17 protein-coding genes and 1 pseudogene are annotated in these 16789 nt (G+C 61.3%); 12 read left to right on the plus strand and 6 right to left on the minus strand.

Annotated features, from left to right (window positions below):
* Positions 1–160: 160 nt before the first annotated feature.
* Positions 161–358, minus strand: a complete 198-nt coding sequence (locus AC1DLV_RS13590; protein ID WP_476802007.1) for a hypothetical protein — start codon at positions 356–358, stop codon at positions 161–163.
* A 490-nt stretch (positions 359–848) separates the two neighbouring features.
* Here AC1DLV_RS13590 and AC1DLV_RS13595 point away from each other — a divergent pair.
* The 3 genes and pseudogenes from AC1DLV_RS13595 to AC1DLV_RS13605 form a co-directional block, all read left to right on the plus strand.
* Positions 849–1088 (plus strand): annotated as a pseudogene (locus AC1DLV_RS13595) (recombinase family protein); the annotation flags it as partial.
* Between the two features lie 267 nt (positions 1089–1355).
* Positions 1356–1781 (plus strand): HNH endonuclease, encoded by a 426-nt coding sequence (locus AC1DLV_RS13600; RefSeq protein ID WP_476802143.1) that lies wholly within the window; start codon positions 1356–1358, stop codon positions 1779–1781.
* Positions 1782–1808: 27 nt separating this feature from the next.
* Positions 1809–2186, plus strand: coding sequence for a hypothetical protein (locus AC1DLV_RS13605; protein WP_476802008.1), 378 nt, complete (start codon positions 1809–1811; stop codon positions 2184–2186).
* Positions 2187–2649: 463 nt separating this feature from the next.
* Here the strand turns inward: AC1DLV_RS13605 and AC1DLV_RS13610 are convergent, their stop codons facing one another.
* Both AC1DLV_RS13610 and AC1DLV_RS13615 read right to left on the minus strand, forming a co-directional pair.
* Positions 2650–3633 (minus strand): DUF535 family protein, encoded by a 984-nt coding sequence (locus AC1DLV_RS13610; protein WP_476802009.1) that lies wholly within the window; start codon positions 3631–3633, stop codon positions 2650–2652.
* A 160-nt stretch (positions 3634–3793) separates the two neighbouring features.
* Positions 3794–5344 carry a phospholipase D family protein gene (locus AC1DLV_RS13615; protein WP_476802010.1) on the minus strand — a complete coding sequence of 517 codons (1551 nt, stop codon included), beginning with the start codon at positions 5342–5344 and terminating at the stop codon, positions 3794–3796.
* 171 nt (positions 5345–5515) lie between these two features.
* Between AC1DLV_RS13615 and AC1DLV_RS13620 the strand changes: the two genes are divergently transcribed.
* Positions 5516–6352, plus strand: a complete 837-nt coding sequence (locus AC1DLV_RS13620; RefSeq protein WP_476802011.1) for an endonuclease/exonuclease/phosphatase family protein — start codon at positions 5516–5518, stop codon at positions 6350–6352.
* Between the two features lie 110 nt (positions 6353–6462).
* Entirely contained in the window at positions 6463–7977 is a 1515-nt protein-coding gene (locus AC1DLV_RS13625) for an acetyl-CoA hydrolase/transferase family protein (protein ID WP_476802012.1), read from the plus strand.
* On the opposite strand, the gene AC1DLV_RS13630 is transcribed toward AC1DLV_RS13625, so the two are convergent.
* On the minus strand, positions 7978–8751 hold the full coding sequence (locus tag AC1DLV_RS13630; protein WP_476802013.1) for an IclR family transcriptional regulator domain-containing protein: 774 nt from the start codon (positions 8749–8751) through the stop codon (positions 7978–7980).
* 143 nt (positions 8752–8894) lie between these two features.
* Here AC1DLV_RS13630 and AC1DLV_RS13635 point away from each other — a divergent pair, with 143 nt between their 5' ends.
* The 3 genes from AC1DLV_RS13635 to pcaF are packed head-to-tail and all read left to right on the plus strand — an operon-like array spanning position 8895 to position 11756.
* Positions 8895–9752: a CoA transferase subunit A gene (locus AC1DLV_RS13635; RefSeq protein ID WP_476802014.1), complete on the plus strand. Its 858-nt coding sequence runs from the start codon at positions 8895–8897 to the stop codon at positions 9750–9752.
* Positions 9749–10558: a CoA-transferase subunit beta gene (locus AC1DLV_RS13640; protein WP_476802015.1), complete on the plus strand. Its 810-nt coding sequence runs from the start codon at positions 9749–9751 to the stop codon at positions 10556–10558. Before AC1DLV_RS13635 ends, AC1DLV_RS13640 begins: the two co-directional genes overlap by 4 nt.
* The gene (gene pcaF / locus AC1DLV_RS13645) at positions 10551–11756 is read left to right on the plus strand and encodes a 3-oxoadipyl-CoA thiolase (protein ID WP_476802016.1); all 1206 of its coding nucleotides are present in this window, start codon (positions 10551–10553) and stop codon (positions 11754–11756) included. Before AC1DLV_RS13640 ends, pcaF begins: the two co-directional genes overlap by 8 nt.
* 65 nt (positions 11757–11821) lie before the next feature.
* On the opposite strand, the gene AC1DLV_RS13650 is transcribed toward pcaF, so the two are convergent.
* A complete protein-coding gene (locus AC1DLV_RS13650) occupies positions 11822–12673 on the minus strand; it encodes a sulfite exporter TauE/SafE family protein (RefSeq protein WP_476802017.1) in 852 nt (283 codons plus the stop codon).
* A gap of 283 nt (positions 12674–12956) precedes the next feature.
* On the opposite strand from AC1DLV_RS13650, the gene modA reads away from it, so the two are divergent.
* The 4 genes from modA to AC1DLV_RS13670 are packed head-to-tail and all read left to right on the plus strand — an operon-like array spanning position 12957 to position 15949.
* Positions 12957–13763, plus strand: a complete 807-nt coding sequence (gene modA / locus AC1DLV_RS13655) for a molybdate ABC transporter substrate-binding protein (protein WP_476802018.1) — start codon at positions 12957–12959, stop codon at positions 13761–13763.
* Between the two features lie 18 nt (positions 13764–13781).
* On the plus strand, positions 13782–14483 hold the full coding sequence (gene modB, locus AC1DLV_RS13660; protein WP_476802019.1) for a molybdate ABC transporter permease subunit: 702 nt from the start codon (positions 13782–13784) through the stop codon (positions 14481–14483).
* The gene (gene modC, locus AC1DLV_RS13665; protein ID WP_476802020.1) at positions 14480–15595 is read left to right on the plus strand and encodes a molybdenum ABC transporter ATP-binding protein; all 1116 of its coding nucleotides are present in this window, start codon (positions 14480–14482) and stop codon (positions 15593–15595) included. The genes modB and modC overlap by 4 nt, the downstream gene beginning before the upstream one ends.
* 12 nt (positions 15596–15607) lie before the next feature.
* Complete coding sequence (locus tag AC1DLV_RS13670; RefSeq protein ID WP_476802021.1) at positions 15608–15949, plus strand: winged helix-turn-helix domain-containing protein; 342 nt, start codon at positions 15608–15610, stop codon at positions 15947–15949.
* Position 15950: 1 nt separating this feature from the next.
* On the opposite strand, the gene proC is transcribed toward AC1DLV_RS13670, so the two are convergent.
* Positions 15951–16766 (minus strand): pyrroline-5-carboxylate reductase, encoded by an 816-nt coding sequence (gene proC, locus AC1DLV_RS13675; protein ID WP_476802022.1) that lies wholly within the window; start codon positions 16764–16766, stop codon positions 15951–15953.
* Positions 16767–16789: the final 23 nt, after the last annotated feature.

A 16789-nucleotide genomic window follows, 5' to 3' on the forward strand; every position in this document is an offset into this window, starting at 1 on the left:
CGAAAATGCCAGCGCCGGATCACGCTCAGTAACGCCATGTCGATCACTCCAGAGCCCCCGCTGAAACACGCGAGGGACGGTTGAAACATGGGTCAATTCTCGATGGAAATATCGGGCTGCGCCGGGTCAGCTCTCAGTGGAAATCAACAGTCCGACCTCTCTAAGCGGCCTCGTCCATAGCAAAATCTTCGCGTAGTGCGGGAAGCCAGTAGGCCTCAAGGTCCTTGCCGTCCTGCCAGTCGCGCAGAAAGTCCCGAGCTATGCCTGCATCTGGGATCGATAGGGCAAGCTGTATGGCAAGGCGAGGATCGGCGGTGAGTTCGGCTGCTGTGGGCAGGGTATCGGCTGTGAGGGGCATCAGGCGTTTCTCCGAATTGAAGTTACGCGCCCTATTATGTGCATATTACTTTGTTTGGCAACAGATATAAACAGTGCTGAAGCATAGTGTTGTTTTCTGCAAATTCATAATAATTGTAATGTATTATGGATTTACATCGTGCAATTGCGTAGTGTCAGTCTTCTATTTGGCAGCGTAAGGCCTGCATCTCGGCGCGTCGGGCCACTAGAGCCCTCTAGGCTGGTTGAGCCTGCGCAGGTTTGCTGTTATGGTTTTGAGTGAACTGGCTATGAAAAGCTAAATGTTTTCAATGCTTGGTGTGCCCTTTGAGGAGCTTCAATCCTCTCTGGCAGCACCATTCTCCTCCCTTGATATTTCAAGAAGTTAAGTGTTATCAGGCGCTTGAGGATGCCCCGGCTATGTGCAGAGGGCATGTACATGGTGCTTCCTGTGCCCAATCCCTCAAATTCCAAAGACGGCGCCTACTACTTCATTGAGCGCGTCCTTACTCAAGCTCTTGCTGAACCTGCTTGCCTCCATCGCTGAGTTCGAGCGGGAGTTGATGCTGGAGCGGCAGCGCAGGGCCTCGCCAAGGCCAAGGCGGAAGGGATGTACCAGGGACGCGCCCGACCGCACGCTGCAAGGCTGATGACATTCACCGGATGAAGGCCAAGGCAAGACGGTGGACGCCATCGTGGTTGCGCTAGGTGTGAACCGGTCCAGTGTCCTTAGGATGCTACGCGAGGCGTGATGCCGCGCGCATCTGAATTGATCTGACCTTGTCTCTGATGGGGCGATAATGTCTTTTTGTGGCACAGAGAAGTTGTTGCGCCAAAGTTCCAGAGTTTGCTATCCGCATAGCCACTATCTAGTGGGGAAGACGAGAAGTATGAAATTTCGGAAGCCGCTCAAAATAACTCAGAGAACCTCATCAATTACAAACAGTTTTGTTCAATCTATCATCCCGTGGGTTCCGCCCACGCAAGACGAGCGGGTCGAAGCTCTTGGTGTTTTGGGCATGTCCGAGGATGATATCGTTTGTGCGTATTGCGGAGGAGGTGCGTCGGATTGGGATCATCTTCGGCCACTGGTGAGGGCTAAGCGACCAACAGGATACATATCGGACTATAAGAACCTCGTCCCTGCATGTGGTCGATGCAATCAGTCCAAAGGGGCACAAGAGTGGCGTACGTGGATTTCTGGAAAGGCTACAGGCTCTCCCGCTACGAGGGGGGTCGCAAATCTCCAGTTAAGAGTTGAGGCACTTGAGCGGTTTGAATCGTGGGGAAATGTCGAGCCGATACCTTTGGACGAAATGGCTCCTGCTGATATGTGGGAGACGCACTGGAACAATCTCCTAAAACTGGAAGAGGCACTACAAAAAGCGCAAGAGCACGCTTCTTTGCTTCAATCCGAGGTGCATCGCCGCGTAAGTTTTTCGTGATGGCTTGGGAGTAGGGGGGACGTGCTTGTGAGTAGAGATGATATTCAGAAGCTGATCGATGCCGAGAAACCAGCATTCGAGTATGCACGCATGTTCCTAACCACGATAGCGTGGTGGACATTGCTCATCATTGTCGGGACGGCGATGATTGGTCGAGCTAAGGGGACTTTTTTCGTCTACGTAGTGGGCGCGCCGATCTTTGCCATTGGTGGCCTGTTTGGCCTGTTCCTGCTGGTGCGTATAAATCTGCTTACTGAACGCCTCGTTGAAATGTTTCTTCAGCAGGCTAAGACCCTCCCTGTGTATGTCAGGTTGCCTTTGATTTCTGTTGTTAGTCTGACGCCTATATCGTCGGCGTGGCTGATTGTGTGGGCGCTGATGTTCTCGGATTTGTCTGGGCAGTAGACTAGAGGCCCCAATACCCCGTGTGAACTGCTCGCGCCCTCGCAATGGGCGGCGGTGAGGCATAGCTATCGCATGTTCCACCGCTCGCAACAGGTGTCGGGACGTCTAGGCCTTTCCGGCTGTGGCGGGGCGCTCCTGGACATACGCATTCCTAGAACGCGACTTGGCTTAGTTCTGACAACTGATGACGCAAGGCGGGGGGAAGATTGACGGTGGATGCGCTGGACTAGTTTGGGCGCCATACAGGCTGGGAGGGGTTCTAGCCACGGGTTATGTGCGGGGCTTGTTTACTTGGGAAGATATTATTTTAAATCAATTTGTTAGCTGAATTTCGCCGGGTTCAATGCTCTCTGGCAGCACCATTTCCCCCTTAAGAAAGTTGCCCGGTCTTGCGCGCTCAAGCGTTCGCGCGCCGTGGCCTTCGTCACCACAGCATGTGCGATGTTGCTGAGACGAGCGAGTGTTACGCTTTGTTAAGCGGCGATCTGACCAGGGCCTGCAGGCTCGACAGCCGACAAAACCCACTCCCTATGTCCCAAAACGCCCGTTTGCTCTGTGCGCGCCGGTTTGGGCTGTCGATTTGAGGCGCTGATGGCGCAGGCAACTGAAAGCCGAACGGTTCGGCGGGCATGCCGCCGCGCTCTGTCCAGTATTCGTCCAGATCGGCCTGCATCAGCCGGCGGCGCTTGCGGCGGCGCTGGTTGATGACATGCTTTGCATTGGAAACGGCCATGATGTGCGGCGGGTTGGCCGCCGAAACCAGGCCATGAAGCACGAGCAACATGGCATCCTTGGGCCGCAACCCGCCAAGGCAACGGGTTGCGGTGATGACCGAGCGCTTGGCGTCAGCGCCCTTGGGGCCTTGCATGCCGCCGATCGCCAGGCTGGGGGTGCCGTCTGCGCCGCGGACAAAGACGAAGCTGGCCGTCCACAGGCTGTAGTCGTCGCTTGCCCGCGCCATTTTGAGGGCGAAGACGCCTTCGTGGCGGCTGCCGCAATGATCGGCGAGCAGCATCTGCATGTTGTAGGTTTCATTGCGTCCGCTGACGCTGCCGAGATCGAGGCGCTCGCCGCGCCAAAGGGCCGCGAGATCGTCGTGCCTCAGCATATTGGCCGCGATTCGAAAATGCCCGGCCATCAGCTTGAGACGATCGGGGCTTGGGATTTTCTGGATGAAAAAGACATCCAGCGACTTGCGCAGCAGGTCGTCATGCGGACGGCCGAGCGAGAGCTGTCGCGAAAAATCGTCGAGGAACTTTATCCAGCCAAAGGTGCTGACCGGGCGGCAGGCGAATCGCAGGCAAAACACCACCGAGCGCTTGAGCGAGACGCGTGCGCCAAGGCCTAGCGTCTGGAGGAAGACAGAGGGCCGCCTCGTGGCGCGTGCCGGCAATGACTGGGCCTGCGCGGCGCACTGATCCAGTTCCGGCTTCCATTCATGTCGCACGGGAAGGCTCCTTTAGACTGCTTGCGCCGGTTCCGCAGAATTCTGGAACCGGCCAGGCGATCTAAAGGGCGAGCCGCATTGCGCCTGCATTGCATCTTTTTGGTCAGTGCGCGGCTTTTGATGTGAAGTCGATTTGTGGCGTTTGGCTGAGCTTGTCAGCTCACAGCTGCGACTCGATCGGCAGATAGCTGATGACCTTGGCCAGCAGGCGGCGCCGGAGGCTGGCGCGTGGCTCGTGTGTGAGTTCGCGTGCGCCGTTTGCGGCACGGTCGCTCCAGGTCAGTCTGCCGCCGCGCAGCGAAAGTTTGTAGCTGCCGCGCGGCGAGATCTGTGCCGCGATCACTGCTTCCACTTCACCGGCCAGCTCGTTTTGGCGGAACAGCACCCCCATCTCGGTGTTGAGCGAGGTCGAGCGCGGGTCAAAGTTGAAGGAGCCGACGAAGCCTGCCTGTCCATCGGCGATGAACGCCTTGGTGTGCAGGCTCGCGCCCTTGGAGCCAAACAGCGACATGTCAGTGCGCTCGTCGTCAGGCTTCAATTCGTATATTTCGATGCCGCTTTTCAGCAGCGGCTTGCGGTATCGAACATAAGCGCCGTGGACGGCGGCGACGTCGGTGGCGGCGAGCGAATTGGTCAGCACGGTAACCGCAACCCCATCCTTGGCCAGTGTCGTCAACTGATGGGTGCCAGCCTCGCCGGGGATGAAGTAGGGCGAAACGATCTTCAGCTCGCGCTTCGCTGAAGCCAAAATTGGTTTGATAGCCGTCATCAGCCAGCTGTCCTGGCCTCCGCCATAGGCCTTTTCCGGCGGGTCGGAGGCGACTTCAGCCTCGTTTGTCCAGCGCAGCTTGCCCATGCCCGACGACGCCCATTGCCGGCTCTCTTCGGTGACACGGTGAATGTATGGCTCGGCCAGGCCGGTGGTTGCCGTGCGTTCGAGGCGGACGCGTAGGGCCGGCAGGTCGCCTTTCGCCATGCCGGTGACATGACGGATCGGCAGCACCGCCTCGCTGTTCCAGAAGCGGTCGAAGATGGCTTCCGTCTGGTCGACCACGTCGCCGACGAGCAAAAGGTCCATGTCGCGGAAATTGGCGTCCTCGGACGCGTCGAAATAGGCGTCGCCGATATTGCGTCCGCCAACGATGGCCAGCCTGCCGTCGGCGATCCACGCCTTGTTGTGCATGCGCCGCGTCGTTCGCACCGCGCGCAGCAAAAGTTCCAGCCCGCGCTGCAGGCCAAAGGCCCGTGCCCAGCTCGGATTGAACAGGCGGACCTCGATGTTGGGGTGGCTGTCGAGTGCGAGATAGTTCGGGTCGTAGCCCTTGGCGTTGATGTCGTCGAGCATGAGCCGCACGCGCACGCCGCGATCGGCGGCAGCGAGCACCTCGCGCGCCAGAAGGCCGCCCGTTAGGTCGTCCTTCCAATAATAATATTGCAGGTCGAGGCTGCGCTGCGCATTGCGCGCGGTATAGGCGCGGACGGCAAAGGCATGAAGATTGGAGGAGAGCAGTGCCAGCCCGCTCTGATGCGGGCGGTTGGCCAATAGCGGGGCAACCATCGAATCGAACGGGGTTTCGTCTTCTGCTGTTGCAAGTGCCTCAGACGGCGCGCCGCGCGCGCGTTTGGCAAAGCGGCCATAGGCATAGACCGCAAACAGGGAGGCAAGGACCAGCGTTCCGACGACAGCTATGGCAATTGCGATGAGATTCATGCGTCGGGCGGCCAATTTGTTAAGTATGGAACCATAGCCTCACGATACCATTTCGGTGGAAGGCTATCGTGACGCATGTGGAAAAACTCGAACACCACGACCATATAGGCTAGAGTTGGCAACACGCCTGCCGCAACTGAACACGAATTTCCCAGAGATTCCAGACAAGTGATGGCTAGCAGACTAGGCTTTGAGATTCCCGCCGCAGCAGGTGCAGGGCACCTGCCTACAGCACAGCCGAAGCAGGACGCGTCTTCGAGCGCTGCAACCGGCAGCCACAGCGAAATTGTCGTTGCCTCATACAACGTCCACAAATGTGTCGGGCTGGACCGTCGTTTTGATCCTCAGCGCACGATGGAAGTCATTTCCGAGATCGACGCCGATGTGATTGCGCTGCAGGAAGCCGACCAGCGCTTTGGCGAGCGTGCCGGCTTGCTCGACCTCGATGCGCTTGCGCGCGAGACCGGGCTTGTTCCGGTTCCGCTTGCCGGCCGGCGCATGAGCCATGGCTGGCACGGCAACGTGGTGCTGTTTCGCAAGGGGTCGGTGAGTTCGGCGCGGCAGATCGTTTTGCCCGGGGCCGAGCCACGCGGAGCTGTCGTCGTCGATCTCGAACTCGAGGCGGGTCCCTTGCGAATCATCGCGGCGCATTTCGGCCTGTTGCGCCACTCGCGCAAGCTGCAGGCTGGTACGCTTTTGACCGCAGCCGAACTGCACAGCGACAAGCCGACGGTGCTTGTCGGCGACCTCAACGAATGGCGGCTGGGCAAACGCTCGTCGCTGCGCAGCCTGGAGCCGGCCTTCGGGCCGATGCATGCGATCGTTCCGAGTTTTCCCTCGCGCTTTCCAGTGTTGGCGCTCGACCGCGTCATGGCGAGGCCGCACAATTTGCTCACCGAGATCGAGGCCCACGATACGGCACTTGCGCGTATCGCCTCCGATCATCTGCCGATCCGGGCCGTCATCCGGCTGAACGTCAAGCGCAACGGCTTGGCCGAAGCGGCCTGACGCCGCCCGCATCCGCGTCACAATCGCCCCTTGCACCGACATGAGGATGCCATATCAGGTAGCCTCAATGGGGCGAGGAACGAAGCGCAACGGCTGGAGCGAGGCGAGACATGGTGCAAACGCGGATAGGCTGCGAAAGCCTGCGATCCAAGGTGATGAGCGCCGAGGATGCGGCCTCCCTGATCAAGTCGGGCTCCACGGTCGGCATGAGCGGCTTCACCGGTTCAGGCTATCCCAAGACAGTGCCCTTGGCTCTGGCTGCCCGCATCGAGGCGGAGCATGCCAAGGGCAATCCGTTTAGGCTGCGTGTCTGGACCGGCGCTTCGACCGGCCCTGAACTCGATGGCGCGCTTGCCAAGGCCGACGGCATCGAGTTCCGTCTTCCCTACAATTCCGATCCTATTGCCCGCGAAAAGATCAATCGCGGCGAGATGGAATATTTTGACATGCATCTGAGCCAGGTGGCGCCGATGGCCTGGCAGGGCTTTCTCGGCCCGCTCGACACCGCCGTCGTCGAGGTCTCGGGCATCTTGCCGGACGGCTCGCTCATCCCCTCGTCGTCGGTCGGCAACAACAAGACCTGGCTCGACCGCGCCGACCAGGTAATCCTCGAGGTCAATCGCTGGCAAAACAGCCAGTTGGAAGGCATGCACGATATTTACTATGGCACGGCGTTGCCGCCGCACCGCGTGCCGATCCCGCTGGTGCGCGCCGACGACCGCATCGGCGAGACAGTCTTTCGCTGCGACCCCGCCAAGATCGTTGCCATCGTCGAGACCGATGCGCCCGACCGCAATTTGCCGTTCTCCAAGCCGGACGGCGTCGCCCATGCGATCGCCGGGCATCTGCTGGAGTTCTACGGCCATGAGGTCGCCAAGGGACGGCTGCCGGCGTCGCTGCTGCCGATCCAGTCGGGCGTTGGCAACATCGCCAATGCGGTGCTGACCGGTCTTGTCGACGGCCCGTTCGAAAACATGACCGCCTACACCGAGGTGATCCAGGACGGCATGCTGGATCTGATCGATTCCGGCAAGCTGCGCATGGCCTCGGCAACGGCCTTTTCGCTCAGCCCCGAGGCGGCCGACCGGCTCAACACCGACATGGGGCGCTATCGCGACAAGATGATCCTGAGGCCGCAGGAGATCAGCAACCACCCCGAGCTGATCCGGCGGCTCGGCTGCATCGCCATGAACGGGCTGATCGAGGCCGACATCTATGGCAACGTCAACTCGACCCATATCATGGGCTCGCGTATCCAGAACGGCATCGGCGGCTCAGGCGATTTCGCTCGCAATGCCTATGTCTCGATCTTCATGACGCCCTCGACTGCGAAGGGCGGCAAGATCTCTGCGATCGTGCCTCAGGCAAGCCATGTCGACCACATCAACCAGGATGTGCAGGTGCTTGTCACCGAGCAGGGACTTGCCGATCTGCGCGGCCTGTCGCCCAAGCAACGCGCGCGGCTCATCATCGAAAAATGCGCCCATCCGGACTACCAGCCGGCATTGGCCGACTATTTCGAGCGCGCGCTGAAGCATTCCTACGGATTGCAGTCGCCGTCGCTGCTCAATGAGGCTTTGTCCTGGCACCAGCGCTACATCGAGACCGGCTCGATGCGGCTGTAGCTACTGGACGACGAAGAAGTCGCTGATCCGCCCCGCCATCTGCCTGAGGATCGGCAGGATTTCGGTTTCCATCTCGGCAGGCGAATGACGGGAGGTCTGCGTCGAGACGTTGATCGCCGCGATGATCGCGTTCGAGCGGTCGCGCAACGGTACAGCGATGGAACGCAGGCCGATTTCCAGCTCTTCATCGACGATGGCGAAATCGTCTGCGCGTACTTTTGCGATGATGGCGGTAAGCCGGGCCCTGTCGACAGTGGTCTTGGGCGTGCGCTGCGTGATCGTTGCCCGCGCCAGAAATGCTTCGAGATCGCTTTCGGCGAGCCCCGAAAGCAGCACGCGCCCCATGGCGGTGCAGTGGGCGGGCAAATGCGCCCCGACCTGCAGGTCCACCGCGATGATGCGCGGGCCTGGAACACGCGCGACATAGACCATATCTTCGCCCGACAGGATCGCCGCCGAACAGGATTCCTGCAGCTTGGCTGCGGTTTCGCGCATGAAGGGCTCGGCGAACGTCCATAACGGCACGCCATGAAGCCAGATGCGGGCCTGCGCCAGAAGCCTGGGCGACAGCGAGAAATTGCGACCTGCTTGGACTGCGTAACCCGTCGCCACCAGCGTCAGCAGGAATCGTCGCGCGCCGGCGCGGGTGAGGCCTGCCTTCTCAGCTGTTTCGGTAAGCGTCAGGCCGGTGGGATTTGCAGCCAGGATCTCCATGACGGCGAGCCCGCGTTCCAGCGAGGTGACGTGATCGCGGCCAGCTTCTTCGTCACTCATGCGGCATTCCTCGGGAAATAGCAGCGCTGCGAAGTCATCTCATTGACTCCAGCGTCATCTTGGCTCAAAAATGTATCGCATAGAAAACAAATGTTCGCAATACGAACTTTCTAGCAAACTTTGGACAAACGGGACGAAACGCGATGACCAAATTTCTCCCCCTGTCGCAGGCGGTCGCCGACAATCTCAACAGCGGCGACACCGTGGCCTTCGAAGGGTTCACGCACCTCATTCCCACCGCGGCCGCGCATGAGGCGATCCGCCAGGGCTTCAAGGACCTGACGCTGGTCCGTATGACGCCTGATTTGATCTACGACCAGATGATCGGCATGGGCATGGCCAAGAAGGCGATCTTCTCCTACGCCGGCAATCCCGGCGTCGGCCTGCTGCGCCGTTTGCGCGACGCGGTCGAAAGCGGCTTTCCGCACACGCTTGAGATCGAGGAGCACAGCCACGCCGCCATGGCCAACGCCTATGAGGCGGGAGCGGCAGGCCTTCCTTGCGCGATCTTCCGCGGTTATCGCGGCGCAGAGCTTGCCAGGGTCAATCCGAACATCAAGTCGGTGACCTGCCCGTTCACCGGCGAGGTGCTGGCAGCCGTTCCGTCGGTTCGTCCTGACGTCACTTTCATCCACGCCCAGAAGGCCAACAAGAAGGGCGACGTGCTGGTCGAAGGCATCATCGGCATCCAGAAGGAAGCAGCTCTTGCCGCCAAGCGCGCCGTGGTCACTGTCGAGGAGGTGGTCGACAATTTCGACGACCTGCACCCCAACCTGACAGTGCTGCCCAACTGGTCGGTGACGGCGATTTCCGTTGTGCCGGGCGGGGCGCATCCGTCCTACGCGCATGGCTATTACATCCGCGACAATGCTTCTTATCTCGAATGGGATGAGATCGCGGCAGACCGCGACCGCTTTCGTGAGTGGATGCAGAAGAACGTCATCGAAAAGAGCGCCGACGATTTTGCGGCCCGCGTCGAACACCTGAGGAACGTGGCATGAGCGAACTCGGCTTCACCCCCAATGAGATGATGACGATTGCCGCGTCGCGCGCCTTGAAGGGCGACGACGTCTGCTTCGTCGGCATCGGCGCGCCTTCGGCCGCTTGCAATGTCGCGCGTCTCACCCATGCGCCCGACATCACGCTGATCTATGAATCAGGCACCATCGGCACGGCACCTGACGTGCTGCCCCTGTCGATCGGCGACGGCGAACTGTGCGACACCGCCGTCACCACCGTCTCGGTGCCGGAGATGTTCCGCTACTGGCTGCAGGGCGGACGCATTTCGATCGGCTTCCTCGGTGCCGCCCAGCTCGACAAGTTCGGCAACATCAACACGACGGTCATTGGCGACTACGCTCATCCCAAGACGCGCCTTCCGGGCGGCGGCGGCGCACCGGAGATCGCGACGTCGTCGAAGGAAATCTACATCACCATGGCGCAGACCAAGCGCGGCATGGTCGAAAAGATCGATTTCTACACCTCCTTCGGCCACGGCGAGGGCGGCGATCATCGCCAGCGTCTCGGCATCGACACCAAGGGACCGACGCTGTTGATCACCGATCTAGCGATCTGGAAGCCGGACCCCGTCACCAAGGAGTTCACTGTCGTTTCGCTGCATCAGGGCGTGACCCGCGAAAAGGTGCAGGAAACCTGCGGCTGGACCGTCAAATTCGCCGATACGCTTGAGGAAACCCCAGCACCGACCGAGCTGGAACTGAAGACGCTGCGTGATCTCAAGGCACGCACCGACGCCGCCCACAAGGGCGAGGCCGTTGGCGCAAAGAGAGGATCGAAGGATGGCTGAGGCCTATATCTGCGACTACATCCGCACGCCGATCGGCCGTTTCGGCGGTTCCTTGTCGTCGGTTCGGGCTGACGATCTGGGTGCTGTGCCGCTCAAGGCGCTCATGGAACGCAACGCCTCGGTCGACTGGGCTGCGGTCGACGACGTCATCTATGGCTGCGCCAACCAGGCCGGCGAGGACAACCGCAACGTGGCCCGCATGTCGCTGCTTCTGGCCGGCTTGCCGCAGGCAGTGTCGGGCACGACGATCAACCGGCTCTGCGGCTCGGGCATGGACGCGCTGATTGCGGCTGCCCGCGCAATCAAGGCCGGCGAAGCCGAGCTGATGATCGCTGGCGGTGTCGAAAGCATGAGCCGTGCGCCCTTCGTCATGCCCAAGGCGGACGCGGCGTTCTCGCGCCATGCCGAAATCCATGACACCACCATTGGCTGGCGCTTCGTCAATCCTGTGATGAAGAAGCAGTACGGCGTCGATTCGATGCCCGAGACCGGGGAGAACGTGGCGGAAGACTTTGCCGTCTCCCGCGCTGATCAGGATGCCTTCGCGCTTCGCAGCCAAAACAAGGCCGTTGCCGCCCAGGAGAACGGCCGTCTCGGCAAGGAGATCACGCCGGTGATCATCCCGCAGCGCAAGGGCGACGCAGTGGTTGTTGCCAAGGACGAGCACCCACGCGCCGGCACCACCATCGAAACGCTGGCCAAGCTGCCAACGCCGTTCCGCCAGGGCGGCTCGGTGACGGCAGGCAACGCTTCGGGCGTCAATGACGGTGCGGCGGCACTGATCGTTGCTTCTGAAGCAGCGGTGAAGAAGTATGGCTTGACGCCGATCGCCCGCGTGCTGGGCGGTGCGGCTGCTGGCGTTGCCCCGCGCATCATGGGCATCGGTCCGGCGCCGGCAACGAAGAAGCTGTGCGCTCGCCTCGGCATTCAGCCATCAGACTTCGACGTCATCGAACTCAATGAAGCATTCGCCTCCCAAGGCATTGCCGTGCTGCGTGAGCTTGGCATCGCCGAGGACGCGGAGCACGTGAACCCGAATGGCGGGGCCATCGCACTGGGCCATCCGCTTGGCATGTCGGGCGCCCGCATCGCTGGTACCGCGGCGCTGGAGCTCGGCTTGCGCGGTGGCAAGCTGGCGCTTGCCACCATGTGCATCGGTGTCGGGCAAGGCATTGCGATCGCACTCGAAAGAGCCTGAGCAGTACCGTCCTGATACCGAAAATGAAAACGCCCGGCTTTGCCGGGCGTTTTGGTCGGTAAAGCTCACTCGAAGAGACTGAACAGGAATCGCACGCTGATCAGCAACAGGAATATGCCGAAGGCGACTTCCAGTTTCCGCTTCGACAGCGAATGGGCCAGGCGCGCGCCCAATGGTGCAGTCAGCACGCTCGTCGGAACGAACAGGATCAGCCCGACGAGCGAGACATAGCCCAGCGAGAGCGGAAACTGCAGGGCTGCGACATCCGGGTACTCTGCCGCGCGGGGCCAGCCGGCATAGATGTAGCCGAGTGCACCGGGGATGGAGATCAGCACCCCGAGGCCAGAGGAAGTCGCAACCGCCTGGTGGATCGGCCGGCCGTAAAAGGTCATGAACAGGTTGGAAAGCTGGCCGCCGCCGATGCCCATCAGGCTCGACAGCACGCCGATGATCCAGCCATAGACGTTCATGATGAGCTTGCCCGGCATGTCGAGTCCGAGCCGCCACGAATCCTTGCCAAACAAAAGCCGGATCGCCGAGAAACCGGCGACGACGACGAACACCGCCTTGAACAGGTCGGCCGGTGCGTAGCGCGCGATCACGCTGCCCATGGCGACGCCGACAATAACCGGTATAGCCCATTGCTTGAGGATCGCCATGTCGACAGCGCCCTTGGCACGGTGTGCGTTGAACGAGCGTATCGAGGTCGGGATGATGATGGCGAGAGAGGTGCCGACGCATAGCGGCATGCGAACCTCCTCGGGGACTCCGACTGACTGGAACAGTTCGTAGAGCACCGGCACGATGACGGTACCGCCGCCGACGCCGAAGACGCCCGCGAGCAGGCCGGTGATGGCGCCGGCGCCCAGAAGGGCAACGGCGAGCCAGATGATTTCAAACGTCGATATACCGGCCATGTCGGGAAAATCTCTTGCGATAAGGAAGCGGGGGCGGGGTGCGCAGGCACGCAGGCGCGCCCATCGAACCTCCCCTAGGGTTAGCGGCGCCACATATGGCACGAAGCATCGGGTCAGTCTCCCCCCGAATGCCATGCCAGAGTCAGGTTCGATTGGCCGTCAAAACATCGCAACAGTTTTGCTGAAAACCACCCGGATGGGTGGTTGCCTGTCATGTGTTATATCCATATGAATATAACGAATGCGGCTGTGCTGCGGCTTGAACAATCATGGAGGACTGACGATGTTCACGCGTAGGGGATTTGGGGTGTGGCTCGCCGCGATGGTCGGTGGTCTTGCAGCGGTGCTATCGCTTGGGCTGCCGGCAGCACGCGCCGATGGCGACGTGGTCGTGTTCGCTGCTGCCAGCCTCAAGAACGCGCTTGATGCCGTCGATGCCGCCTGGAAGGCTGAAGGCGGCAAGTCCGCAACCGCCTCTTATGCTGCAAGCTCTGCGCTTGCCAAGCAGATCGAAGAGGGCGCTCCCGCCGATGTGTTCATCTCCGCTGACCTCGACTGGATGAAGTATCTCTCCGACAAGAAGCTCATCAAGGATGGCTCGGAAGTGAAGCTGCTCGGCAACCGCATCGTGCTCGTTGCGCCGAAGGATTCTGCCGCCAAGGCAGAGATCGCCCCCAATTTCGACCTCGCAGCACTGCTCGGCGACGGCCATCTCGCCATGGGCGACGTCAAGGCCGTGCCCGCAGGCAAATACGGCAAGGCGGCACTGGAAAAGCTCGGCGTCTGGTCGTCTGTCGAAGGCAAGATCGCCCAGGCTGAAAACGTGCGCGCCGCACTCAAGCTGGTCGCGACCGGCGAAGCCCCGCTCGGCATCGTCTACCAGACCGACGCGAAGGCCGAACCCGGCGTGAAGATTGTTGGCATTTTCCCGGAAGACTCGCATCCTCCCATCGTCTATCCGGTAGGCCTGACGGCGGACTCGAAGAGCGCGGACGCGGCTGCGTACGTGAAATATCTTCAGTCCGCCAAGGCTAAGGAGCTGTTCGAGGCGCAAGGTTTCACTATGCTTGCGCCCGTCGCTTCCAACTAAAGGCATTCAGACTGACGCATGACATGGCTGGACCTCACTCCTGACGAATGGAATGCGGTCCATCTGTCGATCAAGGTGGGGCTGTGGGCGATGGCCGCCACCCTGCCTTTCGGCATTGCGATTGCCCTGTTGCTGGCGCGGGGCAAATTCTGGGGCAAGTCGCTGCTCAACGGCGTCGTCCATTTGCCGCTCGTCCTGCCCCCCGTCGTCACCGGCTACTTGTTGCTTTTGAGCTTCGGCCGACGCGGGCCCATCGGCTCGTTTCTCGACGAGCATTTCGGCATCGTCTTTTCCTTCCGCTGGACCGGTGCCGCCCTTGCCTGCGCTGTCATGGGCTTTCCCTTGATGGTGCGGGCCATCCGCCTGTCCATCGAGGCGGTCGACCGGCGGCTCGAGTCGGCAGCCGGGACGCTGGGCGCTAGCCCATTGTGGGTGTTTCTCACGGTGACGCTGCCTTTGATCCTGCCTGGCGTTGTCGCCGGCATGATCCTGTCTTTCGCCAAGGCGATGGGCGAGTTCGGCGCCACCATTACCTTCGTCTCCAACATCCCCGGCGAGACCCAGACGCTGCCATCGGCGATCTACACCTTCACCCAGGTGCCAGGCGGTGACGCTGGCGCCATGCGCCTGACGCTGATCTCGATTGCCATTTCGATGATCGCGCTGATCGTCTCCGAGATATTCGCCCGCCGCATCGGCCAACGCATGGATGTCGGATGACGCTGCTCGTCGATGTCCGCCACAGCCTCGGCGCGCTGGATCTTGAGGCCCGTTTCGAAAGTGCGGGTCACCTGACTGCCTTGTTCGGCCCGTCCGGCTCGGGAAAAACCTCGCTCATCAACATCATCGCCGGCCTGATCCGCCCCGATGCCGGTCGCATCGTCATAGGCGAGAAGACGCTGGTCGACACGGCTGCTCGCAAGTTCGTGCCCGCCCACAGGCGCCGGGTCGGCTTCGTCTTCCAGGACGCGCGGCTGTTTCCGCATCTAACAGTGCGCTCGAACTTGCTCTATGGCCGCTGGTTCACGCCGCGCACGGAACGCTATGCCGAGTTCGATCGCGTCGTAGACATGCTCGGCATTGGCCATCTCCTGGCGCGGCGTCCGGCGCTGCTTTCGGGTGGCGAAAAGCAGCGCGTCGCCATTGGCCGGGCCCTGCTGGCAAGCCCGAGACTGCTCCTGATGGACGAGCCGCTTGCCTCGCTTGACGACGCCCGAAAGTCCGAGATCATGCCCTATCTCGAACGGCTTCGCGACGAGACCAGGATACCGATCGTCTATGTCAGCCATTCCATATCGGAGGTCGCGCGGCTCGCCACCGACATCGTGGTGATGGCCGAGGGCAAGGTTGCAGCGTCCGGGCCGACAATCGAGATCATGCAGCGCCTAGACCTGTTGCCGCCGGAAGAGGTGGGCGAGGGCGGTGCCGTGCTTGATATGAAAGTCCTGCACCACGACGAAATTTTCGGCATGACCGTCCTTGGCGCTGCGGCTGGCGAAATGCGTGTGCCGCGTATCGGGCTGGCCGAAGGCACGACGGTTCGCGTCCGGGTGAGGGCGCGCGACGTGATGATCGCCACCGAGCGGCCGCAAGGGTTGAGCGCGCTCAATATCCTGCCCGGCCGCATCGCCGAGATCGGCCAGGTCAATGGTGCGCAGATCGACCTTCGACTCGACTGCCACGGCGACATGCTTGTCTCGCGCATCACCCGCCAGTCGCTGGAGACACTTCAGCTCAGTGTTGGCCGCGACGTCTTTGCCGTCATCAAGACCGTTGCATTCGATCGCGCCAATCTTTCTCCAGGGGCGCCGCTTGTGCTAACCAGCGACTGACTGGAGCAGCCGATGCCATCTCTGACCTTGCGCTTGTATCTCGACCCAAAGGGCCGTCTGGGGCCGGGTAAGGTCGAACTTCTCGAACAGATTGCCGCAACCGGTTCGATCTCAGCTGCGGCGCGCGCCATGGAGATGTCCTACAAACGCGCCTGGGACCTTGTCGAAGAACTCAAGGAAATGTTCGGCAAGCCGCTGGTTGCGGCCAAGACCGGGGGCAAGCATGGCGGCGGTGCCGAGCTTACCTCAGTCGGCGAAGAAGTCGTGCGCCAGTTCCGCGACATGGAGCGCGCGGTCAACGAGGCCGCAGCACCTCACATCAAGGCGCTGCAAGCCGAAGCTGACGCGAAGTAGTTTATTTCCCGAGTTCGATCGAACGAACCCGCGCTGCCTCGACCGCTTCAGTGAGCAGGTTCTTCAGCCGGTCTTCGCCCATCAAAACGCTGAGCGCTGCCGCCGTAGTGCCATTCGGGCTGGTCACCTGGCGGCGCAGGACGGCTGGGTCTTCGCGGCTTTCGGCAGCAAGGCTGGCGGCGCCATAAACTGTCTGCATCGCAAGGAGCGAGGCGGTCTTGGACGGAAGTCCGGCATTTTCGGCCGCTGCCGTCAGGCACTCGATGAAATGGAAGATGTAGGCCGGCCCCGAACCGGAAACCGCCGTCACCGCATCCATCAGCCCTTCGTCGGCGATGGTCGCGACCTCGCCGCTGGCCGACAAAAGGTCGCCGACGATGTCCTTGGCCTTTTCGGTGACGTGTTCGTTGGAATAGAGAACCATCATGCCTTTGCCGATGGCCGCCGGCGTATTGGGCATGCAGCGCGCGATCGGCGTGTGGCTGCCGAGGATCTCGGCGAATGTGGCGACGGGAGTGCCTGCGGCGACGCTGACGAAAGTAGCCTTGGCATTGCCGAAGCGGCGATAGCCTGACGTGACCTCGCGAATGACCTGCGGCTTCACGGCAATGACGATGATTTCAGGGTCGGCATCGACCGGTATGCCGCCAACTTCCGAAGCGACCCGGCTACCGAGTTCAGCCGCCCGGGCACGAAGCTCCGCGTTGGGCTCGACCACGAAGGTTTCCTCCGGCGCGAGCTTGCCCGAATTGAGCCAGCCCGTGAGCATGGCGTAGCCCATGTTGCCGCAACCGGCGAGGATCAGTCTGATGGTCATGCAAAGCCCTCCGAACGCAACTG

Source organism: Aminobacter sp. 01T433, assembly GCF_056398585.1.